13 protein-coding genes are annotated in these 14,696 nt (G+C 62.9%); 10 read left to right on the top strand and 3 right to left on the bottom strand.

The features are described 5' to 3' along the window. Positions 1-1,840: S8 family serine peptidase (locus C477_RS07030; protein WP_008893762.1), on the bottom strand; the 1,840-nt coding region annotated here is incomplete at its 3' end. 462 nt (positions 1,841-2,302) lie between these two features. Then, entirely contained in the window at positions 2,303-3,649 is a 1,347-nt protein-coding gene (locus C477_RS07025) for a helix-turn-helix transcriptional regulator (protein ID WP_239641851.1), read from the bottom strand. Positions 3,650-3,808: 159 nt separating this feature from the next. Between C477_RS07025 and C477_RS07020 the strand changes: the two genes are divergently transcribed. Together C477_RS07020 and C477_RS07015 are read left to right on the top strand one after the other, a co-directional pair. Then, complete coding sequence (locus tag C477_RS07020) at positions 3,809-5,095, top strand: DUF7096 domain-containing protein (RefSeq protein ID WP_049914372.1); 1,287 nt, start codon at positions 3,809-3,811, stop codon at positions 5,093-5,095. 39 nt (positions 5,096-5,134) lie between these two features. Then, complete coding sequence (locus C477_RS07015; protein WP_338032982.1) at positions 5,135-5,653, top strand: type IV pilin; 519 nt, start codon at positions 5,135-5,137, stop codon at positions 5,651-5,653. A 64-nt stretch (positions 5,654-5,717) separates the two neighbouring features. Here the strand turns inward: C477_RS07015 and C477_RS07010 are convergent, their stop codons facing one another. After that, positions 5,718-6,341, bottom strand: coding sequence for a methyltransferase domain-containing protein (locus C477_RS07010; RefSeq protein ID WP_008893758.1), 624 nt, complete (start codon positions 6,339-6,341; stop codon positions 5,718-5,720). Between the two features lie 157 nt (positions 6,342-6,498). Here C477_RS07010 and ahaH point away from each other — a divergent pair, with 157 nt between their 5' ends. From ahaH to C477_RS06970, 8 genes are read left to right on the top strand one after another with little or no spacing between them, the layout of a single operon-like run. Next, the gene (gene ahaH / locus C477_RS07005; protein WP_008893757.1) at positions 6,499-6,831 is read left to right on the top strand and encodes an ATP synthase archaeal subunit H; all 333 of its coding nucleotides are present in this window, start codon (positions 6,499-6,501) and stop codon (positions 6,829-6,831) included. Beyond that, a complete protein-coding gene (locus C477_RS07000; protein ID WP_008893756.1) occupies positions 6,818-9,067 on the top strand; it encodes a V-type ATP synthase subunit I in 2,250 nt (749 codons plus the stop codon). Before ahaH ends, C477_RS07000 begins: the two co-directional genes overlap by 14 nt. A gap of 2 nt (positions 9,068-9,069) precedes the next feature. Further along, entirely contained in the window at positions 9,070-9,339 is a 270-nt protein-coding gene (locus C477_RS06995; protein ID WP_008893755.1) for a hypothetical protein, read from the top strand. A gap of 22 nt (positions 9,340-9,361) precedes the next feature. Beyond that, a complete protein-coding gene (locus C477_RS06990) occupies positions 9,362-9,943 on the top strand; it encodes a V-type ATP synthase subunit E (RefSeq protein ID WP_008893754.1) in 582 nt (193 codons plus the stop codon). Further along, complete coding sequence (locus C477_RS06985) at positions 9,940-11,007, top strand: V-type ATP synthase subunit C (protein WP_008893753.1); 1,068 nt, start codon at positions 9,940-9,942, stop codon at positions 11,005-11,007. Before C477_RS06990 ends, C477_RS06985 begins: the two co-directional genes overlap by 4 nt. Continuing rightward, entirely contained in the window at positions 11,004-11,336 is a 333-nt protein-coding gene (locus C477_RS06980) for a V-type ATP synthase subunit F (protein WP_008893752.1), read from the top strand. Before C477_RS06985 ends, C477_RS06980 begins: the two co-directional genes overlap by 4 nt. Positions 11,337-11,339: 3 nt before the next feature. Beyond that, the gene (locus tag C477_RS06975; RefSeq protein WP_008893751.1) at positions 11,340-13,103 is read left to right on the top strand and encodes an ATP synthase subunit A; all 1,764 of its coding nucleotides are present in this window, start codon (positions 11,340-11,342) and stop codon (positions 13,101-13,103) included. A gap of 2 nt (positions 13,104-13,105) precedes the next feature. After that, the gene (locus C477_RS06970; protein WP_008893750.1) at positions 13,106-14,521 is read left to right on the top strand and encodes an ATP synthase subunit B; all 1,416 of its coding nucleotides are present in this window, start codon (positions 13,106-13,108) and stop codon (positions 14,519-14,521) included. The last annotated feature ends 175 nt before the right edge of the window (positions 14,522-14,696 follow it).

The following is a 14,696-nucleotide window of genomic DNA, read 5'->3' as shown; positions in this document are numbered from 1 at the left end:
CTCGCGCCATCAGAGATGTGTATAAGAGACAGGGTGTCGTGAGCACGCCGTCGTCAGCGGTCGACTCGTCGACGTCGAGTGCGGTTCCGTCGGGCCGTTCGATGGTAACGCTCGCGTTCGAGACGGCGGTCCCCGTCACCGCATCCTCGGCGACCACCTCGAGCGTCGCGTCGCCGGTGAGTTCGAACCGCTCTGTCGCTCGTTGTCCGTCCGTCACCGCGACCGTCCGCCGTTCGCTCTCGTAACCCGGTACAGTGGCGGTCAGCGTGTACTCGTTCGCGTGTCCGCGACTGGGGACGTGATCTGCGGTGTAGACGCCATCGCCCTGATAGACTAGCGGATACGTACCGTACGCAGTCGCGTTGACAGTCCCGTTGGCGAGACCGTTGCCGAACTGGGCGTCCTCGAGGACCGCCTCGAGTTCGCCGTTCCCAGCGAGCGAGACGTCTCGTCTCGTCCTCTCGTCGGCCGGGAGGAACACCGTTTCGCTCGTCGACTCGTAGCCGGGCGCAGTCACAGTCAACGTATACTTCCGGTCCCCCGGAACGCCTTTAAGCTCGTACTCGCCTACGAAGTTGGCCGTCGTCTCGTAACTGGTTCCGTCGGGAGCTTCGAGGGTAATGGTCGCGGATTCGATCGGATTGTCCGTTACTGTATCGGACACCGTACCCTCTGCCGTCGCGAACGAACCGGCTTCTTCGAGGGCGGCGATCGCGTCGACGATCCCGTGACCGTAGCGGGTATTCGGTTCGCCGGTCGACTTCGCGGCCGTCTCTCTCAATACTGTCTTGATCTCGTCGGGTTCGAGCGATCGGTCAGTCGCCCCCTGAAGCAGTGCGATCACCCCTGAAACGTGGGGTGTCGCCATACTGGTCCCCCGCTTTCGCACGTATCCGCCGTCGGCAGCGGCACTGAGGACGCGATCACCGGGCGCGACAACCGTCGGAACGAGATAGCTGCTCGGCCACTCCGAGGGAGCGTCCCGGCCCCACGCATCGGAGGTGTCGATCGTCTCGCCGCTCGAGAACGCCGTGACGCGGCCGTACTCGTCGACGGCACCGACGCTTATCGCGTCGTAGACGTTTCCCGGTGACGTAGAGATCCCGTCGCCGCTGTTCCCGGCGCCGGCGACGACGACGGTCCCGCTGGCCTCTGCGTTCCGGACGGCACTGATGTAGCTCGCCGTGTATCCCTCCGATCCGAGGCTCAGACTGATGACGTCGGCGCCGTTGGCGACGGCCCACTCCATGCCGGCGATCACGTCGGATGTCCGGCCGACGCAGCTGCCGTCGCTGCAGTCCGTCAGGACGGCGCCGACGAGTAGCGTCGCCTCGGGTGCGACGCCGATTTGGGTGCCGCTCGCCGCCCCGCCGGCGACTGTGCCGGCGACGTGGGTACCGTGCGTGTTGTAGTCAATTGGCGTTGACGAACGTCCGGAGAAGTCCCGCCACCCGTCGACCTGTACGTCCGGATGGGTGTCGTCGGCGCCCGTGTCGAGGACGGCAACCGTTGCTCCCGCGCCGCGAGCGCCATACTTCTCGTGGACTCCGGGGATCGACAGCTGCTCGAGACCGTTGGTGTACGAGCTTCCGAGCCGCCCCGCGGCTTCGGCTGGCTCGGCCGTTGACGCCGTCGCGTTCGTAGCCGTCGTGAGTTCGACGGCCGCATCGGCGTGGATCTCGACGACCCCGTCGATCGCAGCGACCGATTCGAGATTGACCCGATCCGTATCGATCCGCACCTGTGCGGCGTTCGTCAGCCAAAATTGCTGCTCGATCTCAAGTCCGGCAGTCGTCTCGGCAGCGCGCTCGAGGGGCGACTGCGAACGGTTCGCCGTCATCCGCAACGCCGTTGGTTCTGTCTGGTCAGTCGATATCGAAGTCGGTGCAGTCTCGTCGGCTTCGAAGCGGACGATAGCTTCAACGACACCGTCTGTCCCCTCGAGTGTCGAATCGATCTGCGCCGAGCCCGATTGCTCGGGAGAGATTACATCGGTTTCGGTAGCAGTTGAAACGTTTCGATCCGTATTCCCTGTTGCAACCGTGTCCGCAACGGAGTCGCCTGCGGCCGCGACGGCGACCGGGAGTAGTAACGAGGTACACAGAAGCGCCACTAGAGAAAGGGCGAAGAGGCGGCGCCTGCCTATCGGAAATTTAGACATTACCTATTACCAGAAAGTCACGGGCCATAAGCAATCTGGCAGCCCGTTCGATCAGCCGCTGGTAGCGGATCGTCTCAGATCGGGTGCCGGAAACGGAGCGAGAAACGGGCAGGTGATCGGCGAATCCCGAGAACTGGAGCGTTAGTCGAGTTCGGTTGGATCGACTTCAGGCAGTGTAATTAGGTTCTCGCGACCGATACGGAGCTTCTCAATCTCGCCGTCCTCGTCCATCTGTGAGAGCAACTGCGAAACCTTAGCGTTCGACCAACCGGTTTCTTTGACGATCGAGGCCTGTTTCATCCGGCCGCCGTTTCGATTGATCATCCGGAGAACGCGCTCTTCGTCGCTCAGCAGTTCGGGATCGATCCCTTCATCGACTTCTTCCTCGAACTCGAGGATCATGTCGTCCACCGATTCGTCCCCGTCCACAGCGGGTGACCGATTCGTGCCGCCGTCGATGTTCGCCCGCGCCGCGGACTGCCGTTCGTCGGTATCCGTCGTTTGCGAGCGAGTCTGGCCGAAGAGACCGGCAAAACCGATCGCCGCTGCGATATTGCGAACGCGTCCTCGCCAGGCGGAGAGATCTATGTCGGGGTTGCGACGCGCGAGGAGATAGCTGCCTACGCCGACACCTACCCCGATCACGAAAAGGAAGATTCGATCGACTAGCCAATTTGAGGACTCTGGATCAGGAGAGGGACCCTCGCCGCTACCGCTTTGAACGAAGACGATATCGAGTTCGTCTTCGTCGAACTCCTCCGGGCCGTCCCATTCGAGTTGGGTCGGCGTCTCGAGTGCATAATTCTCCGGCGGCGAGAGAACAAGTCGTTGGGTTTCAGTGAGCCGGAACCAGACCCCGGAATCCGTCTCGAAGGCGTCACCGACGCGTAACCGATCGCCGTCGACGGTCGCGAAGTTAGTCCACGTGAACGAGTATCTAATGACACCGACACGGACGTCGTTCTCGATGTCTACTGAATTGACGACTGAATCGTTTTCGACGGAGTGTACCTGGGGATCGTCCCACCCAGCGTTCTTGATCGACATCTCGCGGCCGGTTCGGTCTGTCGCTTCGCTGGCGTAATATCGGAAGAGTTCCGGATCGTACGTGACGTCTCGCTCCCCGGCTGCGACGGCAGCGGCGTAATCGCGAAATTTCTCGACCTCCTCGTCGTCAGACAGAAGAAGTCGACTCTCGATAACCCAATGGCCGGTTCCATCTTCGTCGATAGTTATTCGAAAGACCTGCTTTGGATTGTTCTCTGTGGATTGAATACTAGACGCGAGGAAGGGGGATCCGTCGGAGGCCCTGTCTGTCGTCGCAGTAGCTGCGGTTGACTCGGCTGAATCGAGTGAGAACTGAACGGCGTCCGACTGCGTGGACTCGGACTCGAGTACAGCGGGGGACGACGTCGTAGCAGTCGCCCCCACGGAAGACGTTATGAGGAGGGCTATGAGGGCGAATGTAGTGGCGGTGAATAACCGCATGCGTACCAACCGGTGGTTTCCCCGGGGAAAAAACACTTTCCATCGAATAATGGGGTGTTAATATCGTTGTGGAATGTAGAGGGAGACGGTTAAATATCTCTTAGAACGGCATCCGAAGGTCCGACCGTCTTTTGTATAAGGAGTTCATACAGTGCTCCGATGAAGAGCGCGCCACACGCCCTCCTCGCAGTGTTGCTCGGGGTCTCGCTCGTCGCGATGCCGGTCATCGCAGCGGGACCGGAAACTACCGAGCCGACGCAGGAGACGATTTCCTCCGCACCTCCTCAGTTACTATCCCACCAGTCAGGGACGGTCGACGCCGAGAATACGACGAACCGTCTTCCGCTTACCGGTGACGTCACGAACGAATATGCTACGTATGGGTCCGACATCGGGTTGGCATTCGCAAGCGTGGACGACCAGCTTCGTGTCGATCACGAACAGTACACAATCATCGACAGCGAGTTCGATGATGCGACGCACGAAGAGCGGAAGAATATGGTCCGCGCGGCCTACGATTGCATCAATAACCGAACGGAAGCGATCGAAGAGCGGGAACGCGAAGCTATCAGGAAACATGAAACCGGCGATATGACCGACACCGAGTTGATCCGGACGCTCCTTCGCAACCAGAACGAAGCGGAGAAGTTGTTGGAGGAACTAAGAGAACTCCGAGACAGCCGTACGGAGGAAATTTCAGGTTATTCGCTCTCTCCTCAGCAGGTTCGCGCTGACGAAGCATCACTCGAACTCTATCAAACCTCGCTCCGATCGGAACTCGAACAGGCGAGCCAATCCTCTCAGCAAGACGCGGGAATCGTCGTCCGGATCCGAACGTTTGCCGACACTGAGACCCCAACTGATTCGAAGGGTTGGCACGGTGGCTACAGCTTCTCGTTGATCGATGGAGACACGTATGTCCTCGAGACGACCAGGTTCGATAACCGTCGCGCTGATGCCGTAAATCAGTTCGAAGACTATTCGAACTCCGAGACGATTCAGGCCGCAACGGAGTTCTACCCCTGGGCAGGCGAAGAAAAGCGGTGGTCGGAGTTCAACGACTACGGAGAAGAAAACCTCTACTTCGTCAATCTGGAAGTCGATCAGACGCAGCTCGAAGTGTACCTCGACGGCGGAACCGGTCAGGTTTACCGCGAGAGACAGGAACTCACACACGAGTCGTTGCCAAAAGTCAACAACGAAACGTACACCAACGAGAGCCTCAACGTGTCGCTTACGGAGACGCCAGTGAACGGTCCGACGAAAGTGACGGTTACGGACGCGGAGACGAACGAACCGGTCACTGCAACAGTGACGGTCGACGGTACAGAGATCGGTCGGACCGACGACGACGGTACGCTATGGATACTCCCCCCGGTCGATGGCTACAATTTGGAGGTCCAGTCGAACGCCGGCAGCGTCGACGCGACGGTTAGCGGCGACTGAGACGTACCTTTATCCGAGAACGGGCGGCTCAGAACGAGCGTGTCTAAACGCCCGAAAATACGCGATTATCTCCATCACAGTAGCATTCGTCGGATCGACGATCGAGCCGTCAATCCCCTCGTCGGTAGCCTGCTGCTAGTCGCGGTTACCGTTCTGTTGGCGACGGCTGTGACTCTCGGCGCCGGGATGTGGACGCTCGAGTCCGGAGGGCCGATCGCGACGTTCGAACTGACCGCTGACAGTAACGAGTCAGAGATCACGATCGACCACGCTGGCGGCGATCCGATCGACGTGGCGGAACTTTCGATGACTGTCGCGATAGGTGGCAAAGAGTTGACGCACCAGCCGCCCGTTCCGTTTGTCGGTGCGAAGGGATTCGACGGGACGCCGACCGGACCGTTTAACGCGGCAGCCGATTCCGAGTGGCGAGTCGGCGAGCGGGGATCGATAGCGGTCGCGGAGACGAACGATCCTGAACTCAAGCGGGGTGAATCCGTGACCGTCATTCTAGCGGTCGACGAGAGACGGGTAGCAACGCTCGAGACGACAGTAAATTAATACGGTCGAAAGACAGCAGCGTATCGGTGTCGGTCAGTGCGACAGGATCGCAGTACCGTATTTCCTATTCGGGCGCACGGCCGATCGTCGTAATCGCGACCTCGGGGTCGTAGGACGGCCCCATGAAGGCGTGCTTGACGTCCTCGAAGCCGGCCCGCTTGAACATGCGGTCGGCCTCGTATTCGTCGTAGAAGAGCATGATCGAGTCGGCGAGTTTCTGAGCGAGGAACGCATCGGGGTAGTTCGGACCGACGACGAGCACTTGCCCGCCGGGTTTCAGCACGCGGCGGAACTCCCGCAACGCGAGGATGGGGTTCGGCCAGTACTCGATCGAGCCCGACGACCAGACGACGTCGAACGTATCAGTGGCGAAGGGGAGGCGTTCGGCGTCCCCGCGGTGGAAGTGGACCGGCGGAGCGCGTTTCCCGAACTTCGCGTAGGCCTGCTCGAGTTGGTGTTCGCTCTGGTCGAGCGCGTACACTTCGTCGACATGCTCGAGCAATCCCTCGGTCGCGAAGCCAGTGCCACAGCCGACGTCCAGGACCGTCATCTCGGACTCGAGGTCCAGCAGGTCGAGCGCCTCGGTCCGCATCTCCTCGTTCCAGATGAAGGGGTTGACCTGGTCGTAGACCTTCGAGAGGTACTTGTAGAACAGTCGCGCCCGGGCCTTGTTCTCGAGAATTCCCATTAATGGCTGCTTTCGCACCGATCGGGATATGTCTACTGTTCGGCCGGTCGCCGCCGTCGAGTAACCGATAGATTCCGGCCGATCGATCCAAATCGGGGCTGGCGCACTTTCGCAACTACCATATACGCGCTCTCGCAAACTTTCAAGCGCTTAGAGTATGCCGAGGCCAGAGGTTCTCGAACGAATACAGTCGGCGGAGGAAGAGGCCGACGAGATCGTCGCATTGGCAGAGAACGACCGCGACGAGCGAATCGCCGAGGCCCGGGAACGAGCCGAGGAAATTCGCTCGGAAGCGGAACAGGAGGCGCGCGAGCTCAAGGAGCAGCGCCTCGAAGAGGCACGCGAGGAGATCGACGCCGAGTGTGAACGCATCCTCGAAGAGGGCGAGCAGGAGCGAGAGGCGCTCGCGGAGCTCGCCCGGGATCGGGTCGACGAAGTGACCGATCACGTCGTCGAACTGTTCCAGGAGGACATTCATGCTCAGACCTAAACAGATGAGCAAGGTCTCGGTGACCGGCTCCAAGGGCATCATGCCCACGGTCATCGAGACGATCCACGGACTGAACCTGGTTCACCTCTCGGACTACGACGGCTCCTGGGAGGGGTTCGATAACGGGAACCCGATCGAGGGCGCCGACGAGGCGTCCGAGAAGCTGGTGACCGTCCGCTCCCTCGAGAGCTCCCTGGAGCTGTCCGACGAGGACGTCGACCCGAGAGCCCTCGAGGACGACTGGGAGCAGCGACTCGAGGAGGTCCGCGAGCGAGTCACCGAACTCGACGACCGCCGCGGAGCGGTCAACGACGACCTGCGATCGGTCACGGAGAAGATCGACCGCGTCGAGCCGTTCGCCGAACTCGGCATCGACCTCGACCTGCTGTCCGGGTACGAGACGGTCGATGTCGTCGTCGGCGAGGGGAACGTCGGCGCGATCGAAGACGCCGTCGCGGCGTCGGACGACATCCGCGCCTTCGAGACGTTCACCGGCGGTGATGTCGTGGCCATCGTGGCCGCGCCCGCCGAGGACGCCGACGAGGGCGCCCTCGAGGACGCGCTGGTCGGGGTCGAGTTCTCGCGCCACGCGGTGCCCGAGACCGAACAGTCCCCGAGTGCGTACGTCAACGAGCTCGAGGAGCGACAACAGGAACTCGAGTACGAACTCGAGGAGATCGACGCGGAACTCGAGGAGGTCAAGGCGAACCACGGCGAGTTCCTCCAGCGCGTCGAGGAGCAGCTGACCATCGAGGTTCAGCAGGCGGAAGCGCCCCTGCAGTTCGCGACGACCGACCGCGCGTTCGTCGCGGAGGGGTGGCTCCCGACCGAGGAGTACGACCGGCTCGTCGCCGGCCTGAACGACGCGGTCGGCGACAGCGTCGAGGTCGAAGAACTCGAGCGGGCGGACTACGACCGCCACGGCGCTCACACCCACACGGAGGAAATCCAGAAGGGGGCCGAGGCCGGCGCCGAGGACGACGCGTCCCCCGCCGCGACCGACGAGGACGAGCAACAGCAAAAGGCCGTCACCGACGGCGGATCGGCGGTCACGATGGGCGACGAGCCCCCGACGGTCCAGGACAACGCGGGGCCGGCGAAACCGTTCGAGGTGCTGGTCCAGGCGGTCAACCGCCCGAAGTACAGCGAACTCGATCCAACGATCTTCCTGTTCCTGACGTTCCCGGCCTTCTTCGGCTTCATGATCGGCGACGTCGGGTACGGGATCATGTACATGGCCATCGGCGCGTACCTGGTCACGCAGTTCGACAGCGACGGCGTCACCAGCCTGGGCGGCGTCGCCATCTGGGCCGGCGCGTTCACCGTCCTGTTCGGGATCATCTACGGGGAGATCTTCGGACTGCACGTGCTCGGAGAAGTGCTCTGGCACGACATGTTCCACTCCGAGCTCCTTCCGCTGAACAAGGGGCTCGAGCCGGCAGCCGCCGACTTCGCGCTCGGCTGGATGGTCGTGAGCGTGCTCGCCGGGATCGTCCACCTGAACATTGGGTACATCCTGGACTTCTACGAGAACCTCAGCCACGGCGTCAAAGACGCCGTCCTGCACAGTGGGACGTGGATCCTGATGCTCAACGGCGTCTGGATCTGGATCTTCTCGCAGCAGGCCCGATCGTCGAAGCCGGACTTCCTGTTCGCGACGTTCGCGAGCGACGGGCCGTTCCCGATCGGCTTCACCGGGTTCCCGGAGTGGGTGCTCGTGACGATTCCGTTGGGAATCACCGACTTCCCGCTCTCGGCGCCGCTGCTCGTCTTCCTGATCGGGTTCGTCCTGCTTATCGTCAGCGAACCCGTCGAGGCGATCGAGGCGCTCGACGTCGTCGTCAACGTCTTCTCGTACACCCGAATGGGCGCAGTGTTGCTCGCGAAGGCCGGCATGGCGTTCGTGGTCAACCTGCTGTTCTTCGGCGGGTACCAGGACCCCGACGGCGCGTTCCACTTCCTTCGAAATCACGAGCCGAGCTACGTCGCCGAACACTACGGCGAGGGCGCTGAAGTCATCTTCAGCGGCCTCATGCACTCGGGGACTGCAGCGCTTGTCGGCGGCCTCGTGATTCTCGTCGTCGGCCACATCGTCGTGCTAGCGCTTGGCGTGACGAGCGCCGGCTTACAGGCTGTGCGCCTCGAGTACGTCGAATTCTTTAACAAGTTTTATGAAGGCGGTGGGAAGAACTACGAACCGTTCGGACACGATCGAACTCACACGGAGGACTACTAACAATGGCAATTGAGAACGCAGCAGTTGACGCTGGTATCGCACTTCAGCAGACCGTCGAAGAGAGTCCGTTCCTGACCGACGCGGGCGCGGCCGCACTCGCCGTCGGCCTCGCCGCACTGGCATCCGGCTATGCAGAGCGTGGTATCGGTGCGGCTGCCGTGGGCGCGCTCGCCGAGGACGACAGCCTGTTCGTTCAGGGCCTGATCATGACCGTTCTTCCGGAGACGCTCGTGATCCTGGCGCTGGTCGTCGTCTTCATCGTCGGCGCGTAACCGCATTCACCCTTCTTTCACAATGAGTTTGGACACAGTCGTAGAAGACATTCGAGAAGAGGCCCACGCGCGTGCGGAGGATATCCGCGCTGAGGGCGAAGCGCGCGCTGACGAGATCGAATCGGCCGCCGAGGAGGACGCCGAGGAGATTCGCACCGAGGCCAATCGGGAGGCCGACCGCGAGGTCGAGCAGTTGCGCGAACAGCGTCTCTCCAGCGCGAAACTGGAGGCGAAGCAAAAGCGCCTGGAGGCTCGCCGCGACGTGCTCGGCGACGTCCGCGAGGAGGTCGAAGACGAGCTCGCCGCCCTCGACGGGGACACCCGCGAGGAGCTGACGCGTGCGCTCCTCGAGGGCGCCAGTGACGAGTTCGACGAGGGCGACGACGTCAACGTCTACGGCCGCGCCGACGACGAGGAGCTGATCGAGTCGATCCTCGCCGACTACGACGGCTACGAGTACGCCGGCGAGTACGATTGCCTCGGCGGCGTCGTCGTCGAGAGCGACCAGTCTCGAGTTCGGGTCAACAACACGTTCGACTCGGTGCTCGAGGACGTCTGGGAAGACAACCTCCGGGAGATCAGTAACCGACTCTTCGAGCAATGAGCGCAGGTGCCTCGAATCCGGAATACGTGAACGCTCGCGTGCGGTCCCGACGAGCGTCGCTGTTCGCGGACGAAGACTATCGGAAGCTGGTCCGGATGGGGCCGAGCGAGATCGCGCGGTTCATGGAAGAGACGGAGTACGAGCGCGAGATCAACGCGCTCGGCGCGCGGTTCTCGGGTGTCGACCTGATCGAGTACGCCCTGAACCGTAACCTCGCGAAACACTTCCAGGACCTGCTGGACTGGTCTGAGGGGCGCCTCTACGACCACATCGCCCGGTATCTCCGGAAGTTCGACGTCTGGAACCTGAAGACGATCTTCCGCGGGATCTACACCGACACCGATCCCGAGGAGATCCGGACGGACCTGATCCGGGCCGGCGAACTCGAGGACGCGACGATCGAGCGCCTCCTCGAGACCGACTCCATCGAGGACGCGATCGAGTTCCTGCGCGCCACGAGTTACTACGAGCCGCTGACCGTGGCCTACGAGGAGTTCGAGGACCACGGCGCGCTCGTTCCGCTCGAAAACGCCCTCGACCGGGAGTTCTACGAGAACCTGCTCGCGGACGTCTCGCGGGGCCCGAGCGCCGAACCCCAGGAGGGGCCGGAGGCGAAGTACGTCGAGTTCCTGCAGGCGGAAATCGACTTCCGGAACGTCCGGAACGCCCTGCGGCTGGCCCGCAGCGGAGCGGACCTCGACCCCGCGGCCTACTACATCGATGGCGGCGTCCTGTTCGATCGGGCGGATCTGGGTCGGCTCGTCGGCGATTACGACGCGCTCGTCGATCACATCGCCGAGAACAAACGCTACGGCGACCGCCTCTCGGGGGCACTGGAACGGCTCCGAGACGCTGACAGCCTTATCCAGTTCGAGCACGCACTAGACGCTGCGTTGCTCGAGTACGCCGATACGCTCTCGAGCATCTACCCGACCTCCGTTTCGGCCGTGCTCTCGTACATCCTCGCGAAGGAGCGCGAGGTCGAGAATATCCGTGCGATCGCGCGCGGTCGAGAGGTCGGCCTCGACGAAACCGAGATCGAAGAGGAGCTGGTGATCCTATGAGCCAGGAAATCGCAGTCGTCGGCAGTCCGGAGTTCACGACCGGCTTCCGCCTCGCGGGGGTCCGTCGCTTCGAGAACGTCCCGGACGACGAGAAGGACGACCGACTGGACGATGCGGCGACGGCGGTCCTCGAGGACGAGGGCGTCGGCATCGTCGTCATGCACGACGACGACCTCGAACACCTGTCGCGCAACGTGCGCCAGGAAGTCGAGACGAGCGTCGAACCGGTCGTCGTCACGATCGGGAGCGGAACCGGTGGCGGCGGACTGCGCGAGCAGATCAAACGCGCGATCGGTATCGACCTGATGGACGAGGACGAACAAGAGTAAACTATGAGCCAGGCAGAAGACATCGAATCCGTCGACGAAGACGGTGTAATCGAAAGCGTGAGCGGTCCGGTCGTGACCGCCACGGACCTCGACGCCCGGATGAACGACGTCGTCTACGTCGGCGACGAAGGACTGATGGGCGAGGTCATCGAGATCGAAGGAAACCTGACCACCATTCAGGTCTACGAGGAAACCTCCGGCGTCGGCCCGGGCGAACCCGTCCAGAACACGGGCGAGCCCCTGAGCGTCGACCTCGGACCCGGTATGTTGGACTCCATCTACGACGGCGTCCAGCGCCCGCTCGACGTTCTCGAGGGGAAGATGGGGACGGCGTTCCTCGACCGCGGGGTCGACGCGCCCGGTATCGACCTCGAGAAGAAGTGGGAGTTCACCCCCGAGGTCGAGGAAGGCGATACGGTCGAACCCGGCGACATCGTCGGCGTCGTCGAGGAGACCGTCACGATCGACCACAAGGTCATGGTCCCGCCGGACTACGAGGGCGGCGAGGTCACGGCCATCGAGGCCGGCGAGTTCACGGTCGAGGAGACCGTCGTCGAACTCGACAACGGCGAAGAGATCCAGATGCACCAGGAGTGGCCGGTCCGAGAGGCCCGCCCCGCCGGTGACAAGGAAACGCCGACCGAGCCGCTGGTGACGGGCCAGCGCGTTCAGGACGGTCTCTTCCCGCTCGCGAAGGGCGGAACGGCGGCGATTCCCGGCCCCTTCGGCTCCGGGAAGACCGTCACCCAGCAGCAACTCGCCAAGTGGTCCGACGCGGACATCGTCGTCTACATCGGCTGCGGCGAGCGCGGCAACGAGATGACCGAGGTCATCGAGGACTTCCCGGAACTGCCGGACCCACAGACCGGGAACCCGCTGATGGCTCGAACCTGCCTCATCGCCAACACGTCGAACATGCCCGTCGCGGCCCGCGAGTCCTGTATCTACACGGGAATCACGATCGCGGAATACTACCGCGACATGGGGTACGACGTCGCGCTGATGGCCGACTCCACCTCCCGGTGGGCAGAGGCCATGCGCGAAATCTCCTCCCGACTCGAGGAGATGCCCGGCGAAGAGGGGTACCCCGCGTACCTGGCCGCATCGCTCTCGGAGTTCTACGAGCGCGCCGGCAAGTTCCAGCTGATGAACGGCGGCGAAGGGTCGATTTCGGTCGTCGGCGCAGTCTCGCCGCCGGGCGGCGACTTCTCCGAGCCGGTCACCCAGAACACGCTGCGTATCGTCAAGACGTTCTGGGCGCTGGACGCCGATCTCGCGGAACGTCGGCACTTCCCGTCGATCAACTGGAACGAGTCCTACTCGCTGTACAAGGACCAGCTCGACCCGTGGTGGGAGAGCAACGTCGCCGGCGACTGGTCGGACATCCGCCAGTGGGCGGTCGACGTGTTAGACGAGGAAGACGAGCTCCAGGAGATCGTTCAGCTCGTCGGGAAGGACGCCCTGCCGGAGGACCAGCAGCTAACCCTCGAGGTCGCCCGCTTCCTGCGTGAGGCGTGGCTCCAGCAGAACGCGCTCCACGACGTCGACACCTACTGCGAACCCGAGAAGACCTACCGGATGCTCGAGGCCATCAAGACGTTCAACGACGAGGCCTTCGAAGCGCTCGAGGCCGGTGTCCCGGTCGAGGAGATCACCGACGTCGACGCCGCCCCGCGGCTCAACCGGATGGGCACCGCCGAGGAGTGGGAATCGTTCATCGAGGAGATCGAGAACGACCTCCAGGAACAACTGCGAGCACTGTACTAACAATGAAAGAGTACCAGACAATCACGGAAATCAGCGGTCCGCTGGTGTTCGCCGAGGTCGACGAACCGGTCGGTTACGACGAGATCGTCGAGATCGAGACCGAGGACGGGCGGACGCTGCGCGGCCAGGTGCTGGAATCGAGCGACGGACTCGTCTCGATCCAGGTGTTCGAAGGCACTGGCGGTATCGACCGCAACGCCTCCGTTCGCTTCTTAGGCGAGACGATGAAGATGCCCGTCACCGAGGATCTGCTCGGGCGGGTGCTCGACGGCTCCGGGAACCCGATCGACGGCGGCCCGGAGATCGTCCCCGACGAACGACATGACATCGTCGGAAAAGCGATCAACCCCTACTCCCGGGAGTACCCCGAGGAGTTCATCCAGACCGGCGTCTCAGCCATCGACGGCATGAACACGCTGGTCCGCGGCCAGAAGCTGCCGATCTTCTCCGCGTCGGGGCTGCCCCACAACGACCTCGCCCTACAGATCGCTCGACAGGCGACCGTGCCGGAGGAAGACGAGGGCAGCGACGACGGCGACGGCTCCGAGTTCGCCGTCGTCTTCGGCGCGATGGGGATCACTGCCGAAGAGGCAAACGAGTTCATGGACGACTTCGAACGCACGGGCGCGCTCGAGCGCTCGGTCGTCTTCATGAACCTCGCGGACGACCCCGCAGTCGAGCGACAGGTCACGCCGCGACTCGCCCTGACCACGGCCGAGTACCTGGCCTTCGAGAAGGACTACCACGTGCTGGTCATCCTGACGGACATGACCAACTACTGCGAGGCGCTCCGTGAGATCGGCGCCGCACGCGAGGAGGTCCCGGGCCGCCGTGGCTACCCCGGGTACATGTACACCGACCTGGCACAGCTCTACGAGCGTGCCGGTCGTATCGAGGGCCAGGAAGGGTCGGTGACGCAGATTCCGATCCTGACCATGCCCGGCGACGACGAGACCCACCCGATTCCGGACCTGACGGGCTACATTACCGAGGGCCAGATCATGATGGATCGGGACTTAAACAGCCAGGGGATCGAGCCGCCGGTCAACGTCCTGCCCAGCCTCTCGCGGCTGATGGACGACGGGATCGGCGAGGGTCTGACCCGCGAGGATCACGGCGACGTCTCCGACCAGATGTACGCCGCCTACGCCGAGGGTGAGGACCTGCGCGACCTCGTCAACATTGTCGGTCGCGAAGCGCTCTCCGAGCGCGACAACAAGTACCTCGACTTCGCCGACCGCTTCGAGGAGGAGTTCGTCCAGCAGGGCTATGACACCAACCGCTCGATCGACGAGACGCTCGAGCTCGGCTGGGACCTGCTCTCGATGCTCCCCAAGGAGGAACTCAACCGTATCGGCGAGGACCTCATCGAGGAGCACTACCGCGAAGAGGAGCCGGAAGCCGTTCAGGCCGACTGAACTCTCGATCGCGGTTGCGGTTTCGATTTTTCTGTCGCTCGAGACGCGAGCCGTCGGTCCGTCGATCGGGGCGAGCGGCGACACGTTGTGCTCGCCGCTTCATTCAAGCGTGTGACACTGCATCAGCTACTCACCTAGTGACGAAGCCGAGCGTCGCTCGAACCGAAGCGAAGCC

Source organism: Haloterrigena salina JCM 13891 (assembly GCF_000337495.1).
Classification (GTDB): Archaea; Halobacteriota; Halobacteria; order Halobacteriales; family Natrialbaceae; genus Haloterrigena; species Haloterrigena salina.
Note: the sequence above shows the minus strand (reverse complement) of the source record. Positions and strands in the feature narration are given on the sequence as shown.

Excerpts from the sequence above, each read along its gene's own strand:
- C477_RS07025 (WP_239641851.1), bottom strand. The coding sequence starts at position 3,649 with ATGCGGTTATTCACCGCCACTACATTCGCCCTCATAGCCCTCCTCATA.
- C477_RS07020 (WP_049914372.1), top strand. The coding sequence starts at position 3,809 with ATGAAGAGCGCGCCACACGCCCTCCTCGCAGTGTTGCTCGGGGTCTCG.
- C477_RS07010 (WP_008893758.1), bottom strand. The coding sequence starts at position 6,341 with ATGGGAATTCTCGAGAACAAGGCCCGGGCGCGACTGTTCTACAAGTAC.
- ahaH (WP_008893757.1), top strand. The coding sequence starts at position 6,499 with ATGCCGAGGCCAGAGGTTCTCGAACGAATACAGTCGGCGGAGGAAGAG.
- C477_RS07000 (WP_008893756.1), top strand. The coding sequence starts at position 6,818 with ATGCTCAGACCTAAACAGATGAGCAAGGTCTCGGTGACCGGCTCCAAG.
- C477_RS06995 (WP_008893755.1), top strand. The coding sequence starts at position 9,070 with ATGGCAATTGAGAACGCAGCAGTTGACGCTGGTATCGCACTTCAGCAG.
- C477_RS06990 (WP_008893754.1), top strand. The coding sequence starts at position 9,362 with ATGAGTTTGGACACAGTCGTAGAAGACATTCGAGAAGAGGCCCACGCG.
- C477_RS06985 (WP_008893753.1), top strand. The coding sequence starts at position 9,940 with ATGAGCGCAGGTGCCTCGAATCCGGAATACGTGAACGCTCGCGTGCGG.
- C477_RS06980 (WP_008893752.1), top strand. The coding sequence starts at position 11,004 with ATGAGCCAGGAAATCGCAGTCGTCGGCAGTCCGGAGTTCACGACCGGC.
- C477_RS06975 (WP_008893751.1), top strand. The coding sequence starts at position 11,340 with ATGAGCCAGGCAGAAGACATCGAATCCGTCGACGAAGACGGTGTAATC.
- C477_RS06970 (WP_008893750.1), top strand. The coding sequence starts at position 13,106 with ATGAAAGAGTACCAGACAATCACGGAAATCAGCGGTCCGCTGGTGTTC.